Annotated in this window: 14 protein-coding genes and 1 tRNA gene; 10 read left to right on the forward strand and 5 right to left on the reverse strand. The window is 69.9% G+C overall.

Going from position 1 to position 20,279, the window contains the following annotated elements; all coding sequences use genetic code 11:
• Positions 1 to 53: 53 nt before the first annotated feature.
• Positions 54 to 1,388, reverse strand: coding sequence for a DUF2254 domain-containing protein (locus OG485_RS34660; protein WP_328672510.1), 1,335 nt, complete (start codon positions 1,386 to 1,388; stop codon positions 54 to 56).
• A 141-nt stretch (positions 1,389 to 1,529) separates the two neighbouring features.
• Here OG485_RS34660 and OG485_RS34665 point away from each other — a divergent pair.
• Positions 1,530 to 1,614: transfer RNA gene (locus OG485_RS34665), tRNA-Leu, on the forward strand.
• 187 nt (positions 1,615 to 1,801) lie between these two features.
• Here the strand turns inward: OG485_RS34665 and OG485_RS34670 are convergent.
• Positions 1,802 to 2,989, reverse strand: coding sequence for a L,D-transpeptidase (locus tag OG485_RS34670; protein ID WP_328672511.1), 1,188 nt, complete (start codon positions 2,987 to 2,989; stop codon positions 1,802 to 1,804).
• Between the two features lie 334 nt (positions 2,990 to 3,323).
• A complete protein-coding gene (locus OG485_RS34675) occupies positions 3,324 to 3,938 on the reverse strand; it encodes a 2'-5' RNA ligase family protein (protein WP_328672512.1) in 615 nt (204 codons plus the stop codon).
• A gap of 293 nt (positions 3,939 to 4,231) precedes the next feature.
• Here OG485_RS34675 and OG485_RS34680 point away from each other — a divergent pair, with 293 nt between their 5' ends.
• Entirely contained in the window at positions 4,232 to 7,012 is a 2,781-nt protein-coding gene (locus OG485_RS34680; RefSeq protein ID WP_328672513.1) for a SpoIIE family protein phosphatase, read from the forward strand.
• Between the two features lie 60 nt (positions 7,013 to 7,072).
• On the opposite strand, the gene OG485_RS34685 is transcribed toward OG485_RS34680, so the two are convergent.
• A complete protein-coding gene (locus tag OG485_RS34685) occupies positions 7,073 to 7,951 on the reverse strand; it encodes an ABC transporter substrate-binding protein (protein ID WP_328672514.1) in 879 nt (292 codons plus the stop codon).
• Between the two features lie 332 nt (positions 7,952 to 8,283).
• On the opposite strand from OG485_RS34685, the gene OG485_RS34690 reads away from it, so the two are divergent.
• The 5 genes from OG485_RS34690 to OG485_RS34710 all read left to right on the forward strand — a co-directional run bounded on the left by OG485_RS34690 (position 8,284) and on the right by OG485_RS34710 (position 14,161).
• The gene (locus OG485_RS34690; RefSeq protein ID WP_443048810.1) at positions 8,284 to 9,078 is read left to right on the forward strand and encodes an SGNH/GDSL hydrolase family protein; all 795 of its coding nucleotides are present in this window, start codon (positions 8,284 to 8,286) and stop codon (positions 9,076 to 9,078) included.
• 551 nt (positions 9,079 to 9,629) lie between these two features.
• Entirely contained in the window at positions 9,630 to 10,832 is a 1,203-nt protein-coding gene (locus tag OG485_RS34695) for a DUF3500 domain-containing protein (RefSeq protein ID WP_328672515.1), read from the forward strand.
• On the forward strand, positions 10,829 to 12,259 hold the full coding sequence (locus OG485_RS34700) for a HupE/UreJ family protein (protein ID WP_328672516.1): 1,431 nt from the start codon (positions 10,829 to 10,831) through the stop codon (positions 12,257 to 12,259). Before OG485_RS34695 ends, OG485_RS34700 begins: the two co-directional genes overlap by 4 nt.
• A gap of 306 nt (positions 12,260 to 12,565) precedes the next feature.
• Positions 12,566 to 13,117, forward strand: a complete 552-nt coding sequence (locus OG485_RS34705) for a beta-class carbonic anhydrase (protein WP_328672517.1) — start codon at positions 12,566 to 12,568, stop codon at positions 13,115 to 13,117.
• Between the two features lie 192 nt (positions 13,118 to 13,309).
• Positions 13,310 to 14,161, forward strand: a complete 852-nt coding sequence (locus OG485_RS34710; RefSeq protein ID WP_328672518.1) for an acyl-CoA dehydrogenase family protein — start codon at positions 13,310 to 13,312, stop codon at positions 14,159 to 14,161.
• 47 nt (positions 14,162 to 14,208) lie between these two features.
• Here OG485_RS34710 and OG485_RS34715 read toward each other — a convergent pair whose 3' ends face one another.
• On the reverse strand, positions 14,209 to 14,898 hold the full coding sequence (locus OG485_RS34715) for a GntR family transcriptional regulator (protein ID WP_328672519.1): 690 nt from the start codon (positions 14,896 to 14,898) through the stop codon (positions 14,209 to 14,211).
• A 384-nt stretch (positions 14,899 to 15,282) separates the two neighbouring features.
• Between OG485_RS34715 and OG485_RS34720 the strand changes: the two genes are divergently transcribed.
• From OG485_RS34720 to fdhF, 3 genes are read left to right on the forward strand one after another with little or no spacing between them, the layout of a single operon-like run.
• Entirely contained in the window at positions 15,283 to 15,762 is a 480-nt protein-coding gene (locus OG485_RS34720) for an NAD(P)H-dependent oxidoreductase subunit E (RefSeq protein ID WP_328672520.1), read from the forward strand.
• Positions 15,759 to 17,411 (forward strand): formate dehydrogenase beta subunit, encoded by a 1,653-nt coding sequence (locus OG485_RS34725; protein WP_328672521.1) that lies wholly within the window; start codon positions 15,759 to 15,761, stop codon positions 17,409 to 17,411. The genes OG485_RS34720 and OG485_RS34725 overlap by 4 nt, the downstream gene beginning before the upstream one ends.
• Positions 17,408 to 20,278 carry a formate dehydrogenase subunit alpha gene (fdhF, locus tag OG485_RS34730; protein ID WP_328672522.1) on the forward strand — a complete coding sequence of 957 codons (2,871 nt, stop codon included), beginning with the start codon at positions 17,408 to 17,410 and terminating at the stop codon, positions 20,276 to 20,278. The genes OG485_RS34725 and fdhF overlap by 4 nt, the downstream gene beginning before the upstream one ends.
• The last annotated feature ends 1 nt before the right edge of the window (position 20,279 follow it).

The following is a 20,279-nucleotide window of genomic DNA, read 5'->3' on the forward strand; positions in this document are numbered from 1 at the left end:
GGTGGCGTCCGTGCCGGGGAGCCGCTCGTGCGCGGTTCGGTGCGCCGGGGCGGCTACCCGATGCCCTGCCGGTCCGGGCGCAGCGCGAAGGCGCGGTCCGAGGGCTCGGCGACCGAGCGCTCCACGGCCTCGACGAGCAGGGCGCGGTGCCGGAGCAGGGGCTCACGCCGGTCCGCGGGAGCGATCGCGGCGAGATCGTCGAGTCCGGCGACGATGCGCCGGGTGACCTGCGGAGCACCCACCGCACAGCCGCGGATCTCCGTGAACCCCAGATCGACCAGCTCCGTCCAGCCCGGCACGGACTGCACCAGCCGTACGTTCCCGTGCCGGTCCCGGTGGAGCGCCGCGTCGAGGGGCCGGCCGGCGACGGCGGCCAGGAACTGGACGATGCGGTCGATCGCCTGGACGGCCGTGGTCGGGTCGTTCACCGCGGCCGACAGCGCCCGCAGCCCGATGTCGGCCAGCTGGCGCATCCCGAACGCGAAGTCCTGATGGAAGGTGCGCTCCACCCCGACCGACACGGTGTGGCTCAGGGGCCGCCGGCCCGCGGGGGCGGGGCCTCCGTGCACGGCGAACAGCGGTGTGCCCGGTACGACGAAGTCCCCGATCCGGGGGATCAGCCTCAGTACGACACCTTCCCGCCGGGCCGCCCGCACCAGCCGGGCGATGTTCACGTCCCGCAGAACGCCGGCCCGCCCGTGGTGGACGACCTGGGCGGTCTCGGGCCCGAGCGCGTCCTCCTCGCCGGTCGAGCGGGCCACGGGCATGTGCGCGACGACCTTGAACGCCTCGTGGGTGATGTGGTCGATGACATGGCTGATGCGCATGAGCCGCAGGGTCTGGTTCACGTACAGCACGAAGAGCAGCAGGCTCAGCCCCAGCATCGCCAGCGTCAGAACCGACTGGATCAGCGGGATGGAGGTCACGTACCGTGCGTCGGCCTGCCCCTCGTACGAGGTCAGCACGAGGAGCGACAGCAGGAACGTGGCCAGGAACACGGCGAAGGTGGCCTTGGTGATCCGGCTCCGTACGAAGATCCGCACCACGCGCGGGCTGAACTGCCCGCTCGCCATCTGCACGGCGACCAGCGAGATGCTGAAGACCACACCGATGAACGTCATCATCGCCGAGCTGACCACGGTCACCACGGCCTTCGCGTCGTCGGCCAGACGCAGCAGATCGTCCAGGGTGTCGTAGTCGCGCGCGTCGTGCAGCGCGTCGACGATCGCGGTGTCGGCCGCGGTCGCCGCCGCCCACACCACGAAGACCAGCACCATGGCCGCGGTGGGCGCGAACCAGAACGTGTCCCGCAGGTGTTCCCGCAACGGCGACAGCGTTCTCGGCCGCCGCCCTTCCCGCAGACCCCCGGTAGTCATCCAGTCACCCATGGTGCGACTGTAGGCGCACCCTCACCCGGCTCCGTGGACCCGCTCCGGGGCCCGGATATGCAGGTGAAAGGCACTGCGAAAGCTTGGTATTGTTATCCATGTCGCCACGGGGAACACCCCCGGCCAGGCGGCAGACACCTTGTCCGGGTGGCGGAATGGCAGACGCGCTAGCTTGAGGTGCTAGTGCCCTTTATCGGGCGTGGGGGTTCAAGTCCCCCCTCGGACACTCTTTGCAGCGATATACGAATGAGGACCACGACCGTCAGGTCGAGGTCCTCGTTGCGTTTTCCTGGCTCGAGGACTCCCCGGGATGAGGGCCGTCCGAGCTTCCTCGGCACCGCCGGCGGCGGCCGGTGAGGTGCCGGCCGCCGCTGGCGGAGGGATTCAGGCTCGCGTGCGTGAGCGACGCGGCGTCAGTTCGATGCGCTGCCCGAGACCCACTCGCTCCAGGGCATGTTCCAGTCGCTGAGGCCGTTGTCCGGGGACACCGTGGCCTTGTCCGCGGAGTTCTTGACGATCACGACGTCACCGGTCATCGAGTTGTCGAAGAACCACGCTGCGGGCTGCTTGCCGTCGCCGGCGTTCCTGACGTCCTTCAGGCCCACGCAGCCGTGGCTGGTGTTGACCTTGCCGAAGACTGAGTCGCCGCCCCAGTAGTTGCCGTGGATGAACGTGCCCGAGGCGGTCAGGCGCATGGCGTGCGGTACGGCCTTGATGTCGTACGAGGGCTTGCCGTCCTTCTCCGTGAGGCCGACGGTCGCACCGTTCATGTGGATCTGCCGGTACTTCTCGGAGATGACCATCCGGCCGTTGTACGTCGGGTGCTCGGCGCTGCCGGACGAGATCGGGATGGTCTTGATCGTCTTGCCGTCCCGTACGACGGACATCTGCTTCGTCTTGGCGTCGACGGTGCTGATCTGGCTCCGGCCGATCTTGAACGTGACCGTCTCCTGGACGCCGTCGAGGCTCATCTTGACGGTGACGGTGGAACCGGGCTTCCAGTAGTGCTCGGGGCGGAAGTCCAGTCGGCTGCTGTTGAGCCAGTGACCGACGACCTGTTCGCCGCTGCTGGAGCTGACCTGGATCTTCGACGCCACGGCGGCCTTGTCGCCGATCGCCTTGTCGAAGCTGAAGCTCACCGGCATGCCCACACCGACGGTCGAACCGTTCTCGGGGGAGAGGTGCCCGAGGAAGTCGTTGGCCGGGGAGACCGTGGAGATCGCGGCGTTCTCGGTGGCGGAACGGCCCTTCGCGTCCTCGGCCTCCGCGGCGACCTGATATCGGGTGGCCTGCTTCAGCGGGCCGTTCGGCTTCCAGGACGTGCCGTCCGCGGACAGGGTGCCCGGAACCTCGGTGCCGGTCGCGACGGCGGTCATGGTCACCTTGGTGAGCCTGCCGTCGCTGACGGTGACGTTCACGGGGTCGTTGATCCCGACGCCGTGGGCTTGGCCGGGCGTGATCCTTATTCGGGCGTCGGAAGCGTCCTGGGTGTCCGCCTGATTCGCCTGTGCCTGCGTTTCCGGCTGAGCGCCGGAGTCGTTGGTGGCGGCGTAGCTGGTACCGCCCAGCGCCGTCAGTGCGAGTGCGCCGGCCGTAGCCATCAGCCCGATGTGTCGCTTGCGTGCGGTGATCAAACGCTTCTCCCATGCCGCTGGTCGTTGAATCCGGGGCTGACTGCCAGGTGAGCCACCCACTCCAAAGAAGCATTTTTGCGCATTAGTCCGTTTTGGTGGGTGGATTGTGGCGGGTTTCACGTGTTGCGCGTGCGTCGCCGAAGCTCCGCTCGACGGCCGGACGGCGCGTGGTCGATCCGCTCTCGCCGATCGGCGCGGGCCGTACGGCGACAGGGAGGCGAGGGGGCCGGCGTGACCGGTGCCCGGCCCTGGTCCTGTGTGGCCGGCGCCCGGACCGCCACCAGGCCGCCCGGCCGTGGTCTCACCTGTCGGAGATCTCGGAGAGCCATGCCGTGTCCTCCGGGCCGGGCGCTTCGAGGCCGGGTGCGGGCAGCCGGCGGACCTCGCCCGTGCGCAGGGCGATCGTGGCCCGTGGCTGCATCGGCCCGTGACCCCTGCGCGAGAGCAGGACGAGTTCCCAGACCGTCGCCGTCATGGCGTCGAGCCGGGTGGCACAGTCGGCGCCGACTCGCCGCGGATCCCGGGTCCGGCCCAGGGACAGATGTGGAGTGAAGTTCCTGGCGGGCCCGGGGTGGAGCGGGAAGCGCTGCCGCAGCACGTGGTACAGGTCCGCCCAAGGCGCCTTGCCGGCCGCTGCCGGATCGAGCCACACGGTGGAGTACGCCCTGTGCCGGAAGGTCCGTACCCCGTCCAGCCGGGCGGTGAAGACCGGCGCCTCGGCCGTCGCCGCGGCGAGCAGTGAGGCGGCCCGATCGAAGTCGGACTCGGGCACGAACGGGAAAAGCACATTGACGTGCGGCGGCCAGCGGTGGATCTGCGGATCGTATTCCCGGCGGATGTCCTGGATCGGCCGCCACAGCTCCGCGGGCGGGATCCAGGCGACCGCCGAGTGACGCATCTCGTCGCTGGTTCGCATCACGCGTCCACTCCCGCCGTCGCACTTCCTCCTCCAGGGTGCCGCGCATCCGGTCTTCGGCGGTTGTCCCTCATGCGCCGCGGTGCCGCGACGGTTCAGGTGCGGTGCATGACGGAGTCGCCGGCTCGCGGGGGCGCCTTGGCCCGGCGAGCCGTGCGTGGAGGCCGCGGACGCCCTCTACGGCGTCGTCGCCGTCGAACGGCGGGCCGGACCCGGTCGGCCGCATCGCCCGGGAACCCGGGATCGGCCTGTCCTGAGCCGCGCCCTCCGGGCAGGTCACTGATACTGAGAAAATGGGCAAACTTGGGCGAAACGTCCCAGCGAGCCGACGGGGCGACCGCGTTCCGCCGAAGGCCGGGGCGCCGGAAGCCGGCTCGGAAGCCCGTCGCCATTCGGGCGTCCGGCGTCTGCTGCCGTTTCGGAAGCCGCGCAGCGTCGCCGGTCAGGTCTTCCTGCTGCAACTGGTGGTCGTCCTGCTGCTCATCGCCACGGCCGTGGTGGTGCTCGTCATCCAGGACCGCAACCGCGCGATCCAGGAAGCCGGCGACCGGTCGCTGGTGGCGGCCGAGTCGTTCGCGAACGCCCCGGGCACCGCGGACGCGATGACGAGCGACGACCCGACGGCGGAACTCCAGCCTCATGCCGAGGTGGTGCGCAAGAAGACCGGCGTCGACTACGTCGTGTGCCTGAGCCCCTACGGCTTCCGGTGGACCCACCCGGACCCGGACCAGATCGGGAAGCACGTCTCCACCTCCTACGACCAGGCGCTCGGAGGCGAGCCCCACCAGACCACGTTCGACAGCAGTCTGGGGAAGGCGGTCGACTCGACGGTGGCCGTCTTCGACGAGAAGGGGAACGCGGTCGGCCTCGTCACCGTGGGGGTCACGGTGGACAAGGTGACCAGTGTGGTGCAGCGCCAACTGCCGGTGATCTTCGTCTCCGGCGGTGTCGCGCTGCTGCTGGCCGCAGGTGGGTCGGCACTGGTCAGCGGGCGTCTGCGGCGCCAGACCCGGGGCCTGGGGCCGGTGGAGATGACCCGTATGTACGAGCACCACGACGCGGTGCTGCACGCGGTCCGTGAAGGCGTGATCATTCTGGACGGTGACGGCAGGCTGCAGCTGGTCAACGACGAGGCGCGCCGGCTGCTCGCACTGCCGCCGGAGGTCGAGGGCAAGCCGGTCACCGGACTCGGGCTGAGCCCGGCCCTGGCCGCACTGCTGGGATCGGGCCGGGCGGCCACGGACAAGGTCTTCCTGGCCGGGGACACCCTGCTCGCGGTCAACGTGCGGCTGGTGGGCGCGAAGGGGGGCAGCGTGGCCACCCTGCGGGACACCACGGAGCTGCGCGCCCTCGCGGGCCGGGCGGACGTGGCGGGCGGACGCCTGCAACTGCTCTACGAGGCCAGCACGCGGATCGGTACCACCCTCGACATCAAGCGCACCACCGAGGAGCTGACCGAGGTGGCGGTCCCCCGCTTCGCCGACTTCGCCACCGTCGAGCTGTTGGAGCCGGTGCTGCAAGGCGGTGAGCCGACGGGGGCGAACATGGAGATACGCCGCATCGCGGCCGCGGGCATCCGGGAGGACGCGCCCCTTCACGCTGTCGGGGCGCGGATGCGCTACGTGCCCGGCAATCCCGTGGCCATCGGCATGACCACCGGCCGGCCGGTCCTGGTGGAGCAGCTCGCCCTGGCCGACGGATGGCGGGCCCAGGACCCGGTGCGGGCCCAGAAGGTCATCGAATTCGGTATCCACTCCATGATCTCGGTACCGCTCCGGGCCCGGGGCCAGTTGCTCGGGGTCGTGGAGTTCTGGCGTTCGGAGCAGGAGCCCTTCGAGGCGGACGACCTGTCCCCCGCCGAGGAACTCGCCGCCCGGGCGGCCGTGTGCATCGACAACGCGCGCCGCTACACCCGCGAGCACACCACGGCCGTCACCCTCCAGCGCAGCCTGCTGCCCGGCATACTCCCCGAGCTGTCCGCCCTGGAGGTCGGGCACCGCTACCTGCCCGCCCAGGCGGGGGTGGGCGGCGACTGGTACGACGTCATCCCGCTGCCGGGCGCCCGGGTGGCCCTGGTGGTCGGCGACGTCGTCGGACACGGTCTGCACGCCGCGGCGACGATGGGCCGCCTGAGGACCGCGGTGCACAACTTCGCCGCCCTGGACCTGCCCCCGGACGAGCTCCTCGCGCACCTGGACGACCTGATCACCCGGATCGACCAGGACGCGGCGGCGGAGGGCAACACCGAGGCCGTCACCGGGGCCACCTGCCTGTACGCGGTCTACGATCCGGTGACCGGGCGGTGTGTTCTCGCCCGGGCCGGTCATCCCGGTCCGGCGCTGGTCTCGCCCGACGGCTCCGTGACCTTCCCCGACATTCCCGTCGCCCCGCCACTCGGCGTGGGAGGAGGCCTGCCGGTCGAGACGGCCGTACTCCGGCTGGCCGCCGACAGCCAGCTCGTCCTCTACACCGACGGCCTGGTCGAGGCCCGCGGCCGTGACATCGACGTCGGGCTCGGCATGCTGAGGGACGCGCTCGCGGAGACGGACGGCGACAGCCCGGACGAGACCTGCCGGGCGGTGCTCGACGCGATGCTGCGCACCAGGTCGAGCGACGATGTCGCCCTGCTCGTCGCACGCACGCGGCTGCTCGACCCGGAGCAGGTCGCGGAGTGGGAGGTGCCCGACGACCCCGCGGCCGTCCCCCGGATCCGCGCCGAGGCCACCCGCAGGCTGGAATCCTGGGGGCTCGGCGAGGCCGTCTTCACGACCGAGCTGATCCTCAGCGAACTGGTGACGAACGCCATCCGGTACGGAGGAAGTCCCATCAGTCTGCGGCTGCTGCGCGACCGCGACAGCCTGATCTGCGAGGTCGCCGACGGCACCAGCACCTCCCCGCACCTGCGCCGCGCGGCCTTCACCGACGAGGGGGGCCGTGGTCTGTTCCTCGTCGCGCAGATGTCCCGCCGCTGGGGGACCCGGTACACCGACCGAGGCAAGATCATCTGGGCTGAGCAGTCGCTCGAGGCCGGAGCCGTAGGGGACCTGAGCGGTCTCCTGATGGCGGACCTGTGAGGCGGGACGGAGCGACGGAAGCCGGACCGCCGTCCCGGGGTATACACACGCCCGCAGCGTTCAGGAGCCGTCGTCGACCGTGAAGTACGGGATCTTGGCCGGGTCCTGTCCGAAGGCGGCCCCGAGATAGACGGCCGACAGTTTGGTGAGCGTCCCGTCGTCGATCAGCTGCTTGACGATCCGGTCCAGCTCGTCCTTGTTGACCGACCCCTTCGGATACAGGGCGCCGTAACCCTGGTCGGTTTTGTACTGGCCCACGAGGCGCACCTTGCCCTCCCGTTTCTGGGGATACGCCAGCAGGATCGTCGTGTCGTGGACGACCGCGTCGATCCGTCCCTCCTCCAGCGCCGTGACCATGTCCGGGTCGTTGGGGAAGGAGGTGACGGGCTTGGTCGGCTTGAGGCGCTTCTCGACGAACTCCTGGCCCGTGGTGCCCTCGGCCACTCCGATGCGGACGTCACGGATGTTGTCCCCGTTGATCTTCTCGCCGTCCCTGATCAGCACTCCCAGGGTCGAGGAGAGGTAGGGCGGGGAGAACTCGGCGACCTTGCTCCGTTCGGGGGTGATCGTGATCTGCGCCAGGGCCAGGTCGAAGTCCTTGGTCTTTCCGGACACGACCTCAGGGAAGGGAGCGTTCTCCACCTTCACCCGGTCGAGTCCGGACCGGTACGCGATGTTGGCGGCCATGCAGTACTCGTAGCCGCTCTTGATGGAGTCGGGCGTGTCGCCGTTCCACCAGCCGGGTGCGGGCAGGGTCGTTTTGACCGTGAGGGCGCCCGCTGTCATGGGTGACAGGTGGAACTCCCCGTAACGTCCCGAGATCTCGCAGTCGCCGTAGTGGGCCTTCGGTGACTCCGACCCGCCCTGGTCACAAGCCGATGTCGCGACGATGAGCGCCACGCTGACAGCCAGAGAGACGGTCGCTGCCGCGGCGCGCATCATTGCACCTCCGGTAGGGGCATACTCCTTGATTCACCATAAATCACCCCGAACCATACGACTGCCGGAGCCACGTGGGAGGACTCCGGGGCGCGGGTCGGGTTCCCCTCTTCCGGCGGTGTCGCCGCGGCCGGCCGCAGGAGCGAGCCGTTGCCCTGCCGGGCCGTTTCCCGGCTGTGCCGCATCCCGGTGTGATCAGCCGGGCCGCGTCCCGTGCCTCTCTGCCGTGAAACGTGACGTTAACCCCGGAAACAGTTTTGACATGAACACTTCCTTCGGGTGGTTGCCTGTTGTACCAAATGAGGGCCAGCTTTCCCGCTCAGGGAGGTCTCGTGAGACGCGTCAAACTGCTGTCAGCCCTTGCCACGTTCGGCCTCGCGATGATGTTCAGCCTGGCGCTGACCGGTCCGGCACATGCTGCCGGGCCGGCCTATGTCGCGCTGGGTGACTCGTACTCGGCAGGCAACGGCGCAGGAAACTACGACAGTTCGAGTGGAGACTGCCACCGCAGTCTCAGTGCCTACCCCTATCTGTGGAAAAACGCCCACGCACCGTCCTCGTTCGCCGACACATCCTGCTCCGGCGCGGTCACCACGGACGTGACGAACAGCCAGCTCGGCCCGCTGAGCTCCGCCACCGGGCTCGTCTCCCTCACCATCGGTGGCAATGACGCCGGCTTCTCGGACGTCATGACCACCTGCGTGACCGGCTCCGACACCACCTGCGTCAACCGGGTGAACCAGGCCGAGACCTACGCCCGGAACACGCTCCCCGCCCGCCTCGACGCCACCTACGACGCCATCCGCGCCAAGGCACCGAACGCCAAGGTGGTCGTTCTCGGCTACCCGCGCGTGTATACGCTCGACGTTTTCTGCGTCGGCCTCAGCGGCACCAAGCACAGCAAGATCGACGAGGCCGCGGACGTCCTCGACAGTGTCATCGCCGCCCGTGCCGCCGCCCACGGCTTCGTCTTCGGTGACGTCCGCACCACCTTCGGCGGCCACGAACTGTGCTCCAGCGACGACTGGCTGCACTCCCTGGTGATCTCCCCTGGCTGGGAGTCGTACCACCCCACCGCCACCGGCCACGCCAGCGGCTACTACCCCGTCCTCAACGCCAACAGCTGACCTCCCCCGCGGACGCGCCGCCCCGCCCTGACCCCAGGGCGGGGCGGCGCGTCCGTTTCACCGGGGGCGGTAGCGCGACTCGGCGCGGCGGGATCCGATCCCGGGCAGGCGTTGTCCCGCGTAACAGGAAACTCTATTTACGCGATAAGAGCAGCCTGTCAAATACATAAGCAAATTCCTTGAATTCGCGCCGTTCTGTGTGCGGCTCAAGAATCTCCCGTCAATCTGATGGTGCGTTGAGATTTCAGTGAGAGCGTTGATAATGTTGTCAACAATCGCGCAGGGGTGGACAGATACCCCTTGCGCGTCTCGCTCCTGCCCTCAGCCGTTGCCAAACGGCCTACAGGCGTGGGTAATTGTCCGGAATTCATCCGGATGTAGTGATCTCGAAGTCGGCCCATGGGTGCTGCCCGTGCGGCCGGGACGTCATTCCAGGTTCAAAGGAGTGGTTCGTGAGCAGAGAAAGAACCCGACGAGTTCGCACGCGGCGGACTTGGCGAGGTATAGGCGGTGCCGTCGCCGCAATTTTGCTGGTCGGTGGCGGTTTTGCCGTGGCAAATGCCTCGACGGACGTGCAGGCCGGTAATTCGGCCGAAGGTGTCAAGCGCCCGGTAGACCAGCACGCCACCGGTGCGAAAGCCGTGGTCAGCGCCGCCAACGCGTTCCTGAACACGCTGGACGCCGATCAGCAGTCGGAGGTGCTGCTGGACTTCTCCGAGGCGAACGCGACGGCTTGGTCGAACCTTCCGTGCGGCTCGTCCTGCCGGCCCGGCATTCAGCTCGGCTCGCTGACGGACACTCAACTGGCCGCGGCCATGAAGGTGTTGAAGGTGGCCACGGGCGGCGGCAAGGGCACCGGGTACGACCAGGTCACGCAGGTCGTCAAGGCCGACGACGTACTCGAGGCGGCGCAGAACTCCGGCTCCGCCTCCGCGCCCGCGCCTACGGGCAGCGCGTCCAGTGCGGCCTCGACGGACCCGTCCGCCTCCGCGGACCCGAGCTCGTCGCCCACCGACGCTCCGTCGGCCACGGACGCGCCGACAGGCACCCCGCCGTCCGGTGGTCCCGGCGGTCCTGGCGGTGGAGGTGGCGCGTTCGGGTACGGCAGCGGTGTCTATTTCATGGCGTTCCTCGGCACGCCCTCGGCGGACGGCGCCTGGCAGCTGCACTTCGGCGGCCACCACCTCGCCGTGAACCTCACCTACCGGGACGGCAAGCCGGTGAGCGGCAGCCCGTTCTTCATCGGGGTCGAGCCGAGCACATGGACCGCGGACGACGGCACCACGTACACGCCCCTGGCGAAGCAGCGGAACGGCCTGCTCGCCCTGACCGGCAGCCTGAGCACGGAACAGTCGGCGAAGGCCAAGCTGTCCGAGTCGTTCAGCGACGTGCTCCTCGGTCCGGGCAAGGACGGGAAGTTCCCTGAGACCAAGGAAGGCATCCCGGTCAGCTCGCTCACACCCAAGCAGAAGCAACTCGTCCTGAAGGCGATCCACCCCTGGGTCGCCAACGTGGACGACGCCACCGCGAAGCGGCTCATGAAGACGTACGAGCACGAGCTGAACCAGACCTACGTCGGCTACTCCGGCGGCACCGGCCTGGACGCCCAGGGCGACTACGTGCGGATCGACGGCCCCGGCGTCTGGATCGAGTTCGTCTGCCAGGGCGGCGTCGTCTTCCGGGACCAGATCCATTACCACACGGTGTACCGGGACCACACCCGCGACTACGGAAGCGAGTTCACCTTCTCATGACCCGATCGCGGAACTGGCTGACCACAGCACTACGCCTGGTGGCCGGGATCGCGATCGCGGTACCGGCGGCGCTCCTGCTCGGGGCGCCGCCGGCCGCCGCGCACCCGATGCCGCACTCGGTGGTCCAGCTCGACGTGTACAAGGCATCGGTCACCGCGCGCCTGGAACTGCCCGTCGACGACTTCTCCCGGGCGAGCGGGATCGATCTGGCCGGCATCGAACCGGCCGCCCTGCCCGCCAGGGCGACGGCCGTCCGCGCCTACCTCGCCCGGCACATCCGCCCGACCACCCTCCAGGGAAAGGCGTGGCAGGTCGGTATCGGCGCGCTGAGTCTCAGCCGCACCGAGCAGACCTCCACCGGCCCCTACCGCGAGCTGGTCGCCGAAGCGGTGCTCACCCCTCCGAACGGCGGGGACGTGCGGCACTTCACCCTGGACTACGACGTGATCGTCCATCAGGTCGTCACCCACGTAACACTGGTGACGGTGCGACAGGACTGGGCCGCAGGCCGGGTCGACGGCAAAGGGGCCACCCAGGTCGGCACGGTCGGTCTCGACATCCGGCACATGAAGGTCCCGCCCCTGACTGTCGACCTCGGGAACGGCAGTACCTGGCGCGGCTTTCTCGCCATGACCGAACTCGGCGGCGAGCACATTCTCACCGGTACCGACCACCTGTTGTTCCTGCTCGTCCTGCTCCTGCCCGCACCGCTGCGGACCGCCGGTCGACGCTGGCACGGCCTGGTCGGCGCCCGTGCCGCGCTCGGGCGCATCGGCCGCATCACGATCGCCTTCACCGCCGGTCACTCCGTCGCCCTGGCCGCCACCGCCCTCGGGCGCCTGGAGATTCCCGGCCGACCGGTCGAGGCCTTCATCGCCGCAAGCATCCTCGTCGGTGCCGTCCACGCGATCCGTCCCCTGTTCCCGGGCCGGGAAGCTGTGGTGGCGGGCGTCTTCGGCCTCGGCCACGGCATGGCGTTCTCGTTCGTGCTCGCGGAGATGCATCTGTCGACCGGACAGCTGGTGTTCAGCCTCTTCGGCTTCAACCTGGGCATCGAACTGGTCCAGCTCCTGCTCGTCTGCCTGGCCCTGCCCGCGCTGCTGGTCCTCGCGCGGCTGCGGGTACAGCCCGCGCTCCGGGTGGGCGGCGCGCTGCTGACCGCCACGGCGGCGGTCGGATGGCTGCTCGACCGGCTCGGCGTGCCCAACCCGGTCGCCCGGGCGGCCGACAGCGCAGGGTCGCACACCACGCTGATACCGGCCGCCCTCGCGCTGACCGCGGTCGCCGCCATCGGCTGGGCGCTGTCCACGCGCCGGCGCGCACCGGCCGGTCCGGACGGTGACCTCCACCCCGGACCCCTGTCACGGCCGCGGTCACGGCTGCGGTCACGGTCGGGTGCGGTCGGTGCCGAGGCTCTGGACAGGTAGCGACCCCGGCCCGAGAATACCGAACACTCCATACCGTATGGACTATGCACGCAAGCGCCCCTCCGTGGTTCACTCGGGCCTCGCCGCCTTGATCCGCGGTACGTGCCTGACGGGGCGGTGTCTGGGAATGCTCATGGATGCGGCCGGGTCCACGGCGTTCTCCCGTGGTCGCGAACGTGCGTCCGTGAGCAGGTGGTCGCGAGTCGGTGTCCGGGTGCTCGTTCTCGGGCGTCCTCGGGCGTTCCCGTCCGTGTTCACGGCTGATGAGTGGTCTTTTCGATACCGACCGGAGTGAGGTAGCCCGCCATGTCGACTCCAGCACCCCGATCCGCCCGGTCCGCCGACCGTCTTCCGGGCGGCGGGACGGTCATAGACCGGCTCGTGACGGCCAACCGTGCGTACGCGGCCGAGTTCGTGGATACCGGCAGGGACGCCCGCCCTGTCCAGCGCGTCGCCGTCGTGGCATGCATGGACGCCCGGATCGACCTCCATGCCGCGCTCGGACTCCAGTTGGGCGATTGCCACACCGTGCGCAACGCGGGCGGTGTCGTCACCGACGACGCCATCCGTTCCCTGACGATCAGTCAACGTGCCCTCGGTACCCGCAGCGTCATACTCATCCATCACACGGGCTGCGGGCTGCAGAGCATCACGGAGGAGTTCCGGCACGAGCTGGAGATGGAGGTCGGGCAGCGGCCGGCCTGGGCGGTCGAGGCGTTCCGTGATGTCGACCAGGACGTACGGCAGTCGATGCAGCGCGTCCGTACGTCACCGTTCCTTCCCCACACCGACGATGTCCGCGGCTTCGTCTTCGACGTCACGACCGGGCTGCTGAGGGAGATCGACCCGCGCGTCTGAGCCGCGCTCTTCTTCCCTTCTCTTGTCGCCGGTCACGGGTCGTCGCGCGCTCGCCGCCGGGTGTCCGGTCGTCGTCCGGCGGCGAGAGCGCAGTCCTCCGGGATTCGTCCCCGCAACTCCCTGGCGCGCTTCGACGACTGTCTGCATACTGTATGCAGTCTTGGGAAGCTGTTCGCGAGGAGGGGGCGTCCCGTGTCCTATCGCACTTCTCTCTCGGTCGTCCTGGCCGAAGTCGTCGCGCCCGCGGCCGAACTGGCCGTCAGGGAAGACAGGTTCCCCCGGGATGCCGTGTCGGCGTTGGGTCGTGGCGGACTCCTCGGTCTCACCGTCGCCCCGGAGTCCGGAGGCGGTGGGCTCGGGCTGTCCGAGGCCGTCGACGTGGTCGCGCGGACCGCCCGTGTCTGCCCGGCGACCGCTGCCGTGCTCACGTCCCATTTCGCCGCGGTCGCCGCCATCGAGTCCTGTGGTGGTTCCTGGGTGCAGGAGGAGATCGCCGCCGGACGGCACCTGGTCGGCCTCGCCCTGTCCGAGGGCGGATCCGGCGGGCCGTGGGAGGGCGAGCCGTACGGGAGGGAGTTCGAGGGGTCCCCCTCGGGCGCCGTCCGTTTCGCGGACGTGGTCGCCCTGCGGGGCCGTAAGCGGCAGGTGGTCGCGGCGGGTGAGGCAGACAGCTACCTCTGGTCCTCGCGACCGCTCGCGGGGCGGGACGGTCTGACGCTGTGGGTCGTTCCGGCGCAGGCCACGGATCTGTTCGTCCCGGCCAAGCCCGCCGGGGCAGGGCCCAGCGGCAGTGGCGCCTCCACCCTGTACGCGGATCCCGTGCTCGTTCCCGCCGACGTGATGCTCGGACGGGACGGTGGAGGACTCGGCGTCCTGATGGGCAGCGTGCGGCCGTGGCTGCTGGAACTGAGAGCCGCCGTCGAGGGCGCACTGCCCGGACCTGGCTACGGCGCCGACACCTTCCGGCCCGGCGGCGACCTACGGCCCGGCGCCGACACGCTCCGGCCCGGGGGCGAAGGCCTCCGGCCGGCGTCCGCGGCGTGATCCGGCGGGCGGCGCGGGTGATGTGTCCCCTGCGAGGGGCCCCTCGGTCAGTCCTGGTTCGCCCCGGCGGCGAGCTGCTTGCGATAGAAGCCGGTGGTGCGCTCGGTGTGCTTGCGCATGACCTCGCCGGCGCGGTCGGAGTCGCCCTTGGCGATGGCCCTGATCAGCTGGGCGTGTTCGTTCCAGGCCTCCTTGCCGCGGGGCCGCGCGATCGGCGTGTAGTACCAGCGCACCTTCTGGCTCACACCCGCGATCAGTTCGGCCAGGACGGCGTTGTCGGCGATCGAGGTGATGAAGGTGTGCAGTGCGGTGTTGGCCGCGACCAGGCGCTCGATGTCGCTCGCGGCGAGCGCGTCGACACCCTCCTGGTGCAACGTCCAGAGTCGCTCGACATCCTCGGGTTTCGCGTGCTGGGCGGCGAGTTGGGCCGAGTAGGTCTCCAGAACCGCGCGGACACCGAGGAGTTGGGCGGCCTCTTCCTCGGTGGGGGAGTGGACGAAGGCTCCCTGGGCGGGACGCAGGTCGACCCAGCCGTCGGTCTGGAGCCGCTGGAGCGCCTCCCGGACGGGCTGGCGGCTCACCCCGAGGTGCTCGGCGAGCTCGGCCTCGACGAGATGCTGGCCGGGCTTGAGGGAGCCACTGACGATCAGCTCGGTCAGGGCGTCGTAAACCGCTTGCCGCAGCGGTGCCGGGCGGGTGACGCGCCGGGTCGCGGCGGCCGTGAGTGCCTCGCGCATGGGAGCCCCGTTCCGCCACCGGCCCCCGCGGGGCCGACGGCTCTGCCAAGAGGTGGCCGCCGAGAGGGTCGCCGACGGCTGCGTCAGCATACAGGTTTTCGTATGCAGGATGGGGGGTTGTCGGGAGGTGATCCCAGGTCGGCCGGGGTGCCGCCGGCGGTCGGTGGCGCCCGCGAGCGAGGTGACGTCCGTGTGCGGGGTGCTCCTCGGCGGGTGCCGTCCGCTGGCCGCGGTGCCCGTCGCTGTCACACCGCGCGGTCAATTGCCGCTCGGAGCAAGAGGGTTGATTCGGATTGAGTTCTGTATACAGAAGCCTGTATGGGGTAGTGTTCAAGTCTCCAGCACGCATCGCCGGGGACCCGCACGACGGAAGGCGGAGCGATCATGACGGCAGGCGTGAGTGACGTGACGGTCGAGAGCGTGGTCCGGACGGCGGCGGCCGTTCACCGGGATCAGCGCGGCGCGCTCCTGCCCGTACTGCATGCCGTACAGGCCGAGTTGGGGTGTGTGCCCAAAGAGGCGATTCCCGTGCTGGCCGACGAGTTCAACCTCTCCCGGGCGGACGTCCACGGAGTGGTGACCTTCTATCACGACTTCCGCGCGGAACCGGCCGGACGCACCGCCGTGCGCATCTGCCGGGCCGAGGCCTGCCAGGCGCTCGGCGCCGACGGCCTGGTGACCTACGTCCGTGAGGCCGGACTGGTCCTCGGGGAGACGAGCGCGGACGGCGCCGTCACCGTCGAGCAGGTCTTCTGCCTCGGCAACTGCGCCCTGGGCCCGTCGGTCGAGGTGAACGGCCGGCTGTACGGCCGCGTCGGACCTGCCCGGCTGGGCTCGATGCTGAACGGGGAGGTCTCGTCATGAGGGGCGAGGCCGGTACTCCCGTCGTGAGCGACGAGACCGACGGCACGAAGCACCCCACGGCCACCGTGTACGTACCCCGCGACTCGGCGGCCCGGTCCGTCGGCGCGGACGACGTCGCGGACGCCCTGCGACAGGCCGCCGTACGAGGCGACTTCGCCCTCGACGTCGTACGCAACGGATCACGCGGCATGCTCTGGCTGGAACCCCTCGTCGAGGTGGTGACCCCGCACGGACGCGTCGGATACGGACCCGTGGCCCCGGCCGACGTCGAGGCCCTGCTCGCCGCCGGCATGCTCGACGGCGCCGACCATCCGCTGCGGCTCGGTGTCGTGGACCGACTCCCCTGGCTGGCCGGGCAGAACCGGGTCACCTTCGCCCGGGTCGGTGTCACCGACCCGCTGTCCACGGACGACTACGTGGCGCACGGTGGCCTCGCCGGGCTGCGTGCCGCGCTGGAACGCCCGCCCGCGGACGTGGTCGCCGAGATCACCGCGTCCGGCCTGCGCGGCCGCGGAGGCGCGGGCTTCCCGGCCGGCGTCAAATGGAAGACCGTCCTCGACTGCGCGGACGAGCCGAAGTTCGTCTGCTGCAACGCCGACGAGGGCGACAGCGGAACCTTCGCCGACCGGATGGTCATGGAGGGCGACCCGTTCATGCTCATCGAAGGCATGACCATCGCCGCGTACGCGGTCGGCGCGAGCGAGGGCTACCTCTACATCCGCTCGGAATACCCGGACGCGGTGGCCACCATGCGGGCCGCGATCGGCATCGCACAGGAACACGGCTGGCTCGGCGAGGGCATTCTCGGCTCCGCGCTCGACTTCGAGCTGCACGTCCGCGTCGGCGGCGGCGCGTACATCTGCGGCGAGGAGACCTCCATGCTGGAGAGCCTGGAGGGCAAGCGCGGCATGGTCCGCGCCAAACCCCCGATCCCGGCGATCGAGGGCCTGTTCGGCAGACCGACCGTGGTGAACAACGTGCTCACCCTCGCGACCGTCCCCGTCGTGCTCGCGGACGGCGCCCGGGCCTACGAGGAACTCGGTGTCGAACGCTCGCGCGGCACCCAGGTCTTCCAGCTCGGGGGCAACATCGCGCACGGCGGCATCGTCGAGACCGCGTTCGGCGTCACCCTGCGCGAACTGGTCGAGGACTACGGGGGCGGCACGTTCTCCGGGCGTCCGGTGCGCACGGTGCAGGTCGGCGGACCGCTCGGCGCCTATCTGCCGACGTCGATGTTCGATCTGCCGATGGACTACGAGGCCTTCGCGGAGGCAGGCGCGATGGTCGGCCACGGAGGTGTCGTCGTCTTCGACGACACCGTCGACATGGCCGCCCAGGCCCGCTTCGCGATGGAGTTCTGCGCCGCGGAGTCCTGCGGCAAGTGCACACCGTGCAGGGTCGGTTCGGTACGCGGCGTCGAGGTCATCGACAAGATCGTGGCCGGCCGGCACCCGGACGAGAACCTGGCGCTCCTGGAAGACCTGTGCGACCTGATGACCGACGGCTCGCTGTGCGCGATGGGCGGGCTGACACCGATGCCCGTACGGAGCGCCCTCACCCACTTCCCTGACGACTTCCTCGCCCGCGAGGCCGGCCGGGGGGCCAACTCCCGCCCGCCGAGCGGCGCGAGGAGGGAGGCCACGTCATGACACTGCTCAAGGAACCCGACTTCGGAACCCCGGAACGGCCCGGCGAGGCCACGGTGGTGGTGGAGGTCGACGGGCTGGCGGTGACCGTCCCCGAGGGCACCTCGGTGATGCGCGCCGCCGCGCTCGCCGGAGTGGACATACCCAAACTGTGTGCCACCGACAGCCTGGAGCCGTTCGGCTCCTGCCGGCTGTGCGTGGTGGAGATCGACGGCCGGCGCGGCACCCCGGCCTCCTGCACCACTCCGGTGGCGGACGGGATGACGGTGCGGACCCAGACACCGAAGGTGGAGAAGCTCCGCCGGGGAGTCATGGAGCTGTACATCTCCGACCATCCGCTCGACTGTCTCACGTGCCCCGCCAACGGCGACTGCGAACTCCAGGACATGGCGGGCGTGGTGGGGCTGCGGCAGGTGCGGTACGGCTACGAGGGCGAGAACCACCTCGACGCCGGGAAGGACACCTCCAACCCGTACTTCGACTTCGACCCCGCCAAGTGCATCGCCTGCTCCCGCTGCGTGCGCGCCTGCGGCGAGGTCCAGGGCACCTTCGCGCTCACCATCGAGGGACGCGGCTTCGGCTCCAAGGTCTCGCCCGGCGCCGCGGAGACGTTCATGGACTCCGAGTGCGTCTCCTGCGGGGCCTGCGTCCAGGCCTGCCCGACCTCCACGCTCCAGGAGAAGTCGGTGGTCGAACTCGGCATGCCGACCCGGTCGGTGGTCACCACCTGCGCCTACTGCGGTGTCGGCTGCTCCTTCAAGGCCGAGCTGCGCGGCGACGAACTCGTCCGCATGGTGCCGTACAAGGACGGCGGCGCCAACGAGGGCCACTCCTGTGTGAAGGGGCGCTTCGCCTTCGGCTACGCCACCCACCCCGACCGGGTGTTCAAGCCCATGGTCCGTGACAGGATCACCGACCCCTGGCGCGAGGTCGAGTGGGACGAGGCCATCGGCACGGTCGCCCGGCGGATGCGGGACATCCAGCGTCGGCACGGGTCGGGTTCGATCGGCGCGATCTCCTCGTCGCGGTGCACCAACGAGGAGGTGTACGTCGTCCAGAAGATGGTCCGCGCCGCGTTCGGCAACAACAACGTGGACACCTGCGCCCGCGTCTGCCACTCCCCGACCGGATACGGGCTCAAGCAGACCTTCGGCGAATCGGCCGGAACCCAGGACTTCCGCTCCGTGGCGGAGGCCGACGTCATCATGGTGATCGGTGCCAATCCCACCGACGGACACCCGGTGTTCGCCTCCCGCATGAAGCGACGCCTGCGCGAGGGCGCACAGTTGATCGTCGCCGACCCCCGCCGCATCGACCTGGTGCGCTCACCGCACGTCGAGGCCGCGCACCACCTCCAGCTCAGGCCCAGCACCAATGTCGCCGTCGTCAACGCCATGGCCCACGTGGTCGTCACCGAGGAACTGGTCGACCGGTCCTTCGTGGACACCCGGTGCGAAGGGTTCGACGCCTGGGCGGAGTTCGTCGCCCTGCCCGAGAACAGCCCGGAGGCCACCGAGGAGATCAGCGGCGTCCCCGCCGGCCGACTGCGCGCCGCCGCACGCCTGTACGCGACAGCACCCAACGGCGCGATCTACTACGGGCTCGGCGTCACCGAGCACAGCCAGGGCTCGACCATGGTCATGGGAATGGCCAACCTCGCGATGGCGTGCGGCAACATCGGCCGCGACGGCGTCGGGGTCAACCCCTTGCGCGGCCAGAACAACGTCCAGGGCTCCTGCGACATGGGCTCCTTCCCGCACGAACTGCCCGGCTACCGCCATGTGTCCGACGACGCCGTCCGCGAGGTGTTCGAGAACCTGTGGGGCGGCACGCTCCTCGCCGAACCCGGGCTGCGCATCCCCAACATGTTCGACGCCGCGATCGACGGGACCTTCCGCGGCCTGTTCGTGCACGGCGAGGACATCGCGCAGTCCGACCCCAACCTCCAGCACGTCACCGCCGCCCTCGAGGCGATGGAACTCGTCGTCGTGCAGGACCTGTTCCTCAACGAGACGGCCAGGTTCGCGCATGTCTTCCTGCCCGGCGCGTCCTTCCTGGAGAAGGACGGCACGTTCACCAACGCCGAGCGCCGGATCAACCGGGTGCGCGCGGTGATGAAGCCGAGGACGGGCAGGCACGAGTGGCAGATCGTGTGCGAGATCGCCACCGCCATGGGCTACCCGATGGCGTACGACCATCCGGGCCGGATCATGGACGAGATCGCCGCGGTCACGCCGACGTTCACGGGAGTGTCCTTCGACCTGCTCGACAAACTGGGCAGCGTGCAGTGGCCGTGCAACGCCTCCGCACCCGAGGGGACACCGGTCATGCACGTCGACGAATTCGTCCGCGGCAAGGGCCGGTTCGTCGTCACCTCGTACGTGCCGACCAGCGAGCGCAGCACCCGGCGCTTCCCGCTGGTGCTCACCACCGGGCGCATCCTCAGCCAGTACAACGTCGGCGCGCAGACCCGGCGTACCGGCAATGTCGCCTGGCATCCCGAGGACATCCTGGAACTGCACCCGCACGACGCCGAGGTCCGCGGCATCACCGACGGAGCGCTGGTGACACTGGCCAGCCGGGTCGGGCGGACGACACTGCGGGCGGAGATCTCCGACCGGATGCCGGCCGGCGTCGTCTACACCACGTTCCACCATCCGGTGACCGGCGCCAACGTGGTGACCACCGAGAACTCGGACTGGGCGACCAACTGCCCCGAGTACAAGGTGACCGCGGTCCAGGTCGGGCTCGCCCATCCGCTCGGGCACGGCGACGGGACACCGCAGGGGGCTCCGGGCGCGCGGTCCGTAGGCGCTGGGGACGAGACGCCGCGGCCGACCGCCGCCGACGTACTCACGGTGGTGGACTGAG

The organism is Streptomyces sp. NBC_00328 (genome assembly GCF_036139655.1).
Lineage (GTDB): Bacteria > Actinomycetota > Actinomycetes > Streptomycetales > Streptomycetaceae > Streptomyces.

Bases quoted from the DNA above. Each gene is read 5' to 3' on its own strand.
- OG485_RS34675 (WP_328672512.1), bottom strand. From the start codon at position 3,938: ATGCGAACCAGCGACGAGATGCGTCACTCGGCGGTCGCCTGGATCCCG.
- OG485_RS34680 (WP_328672513.1), top strand. From the start codon at position 4,232: ATGGGCAAACTTGGGCGAAACGTCCCAGCGAGCCGACGGGGCGACCGC.
- fdhF (WP_328672522.1), top strand. From the start codon at position 17,408: ATGACACTGCTCAAGGAACCCGACTTCGGAACCCCGGAACGGCCCGGC.
- OG485_RS34670 (WP_328672511.1), bottom strand. From the start codon at position 2,989: ATGGCTACGGCCGGCGCACTCGCACTGACGGCGCTGGGCGGTACCAGC.
- OG485_RS34725 (WP_328672521.1), top strand. From the start codon at position 15,759: ATGAGGGGCGAGGCCGGTACTCCCGTCGTGAGCGACGAGACCGACGGC.
- OG485_RS34660 (WP_328672510.1), bottom strand. From the start codon at position 1,388: ATGGGTGACTGGATGACTACCGGGGGTCTGCGGGAAGGGCGGCGGCCG.
- OG485_RS34705 (WP_328672517.1), top strand. From the start codon at position 12,566: ATGTCGACTCCAGCACCCCGATCCGCCCGGTCCGCCGACCGTCTTCCG.
- OG485_RS34720 (WP_328672520.1), top strand. From the start codon at position 15,283: ATGACGGCAGGCGTGAGTGACGTGACGGTCGAGAGCGTGGTCCGGACG.
- OG485_RS34685 (WP_328672514.1), bottom strand. From the start codon at position 7,951: ATGCGCGCCGCGGCAGCGACCGTCTCTCTGGCTGTCAGCGTGGCGCTC.
- OG485_RS34700 (WP_328672516.1), top strand. From the start codon at position 10,829: ATGACCCGATCGCGGAACTGGCTGACCACAGCACTACGCCTGGTGGCC.
- OG485_RS34715 (WP_328672519.1), bottom strand. From the start codon at position 14,898: ATGCGCGAGGCACTCACGGCCGCCGCGACCCGGCGCGTCACCCGCCCG.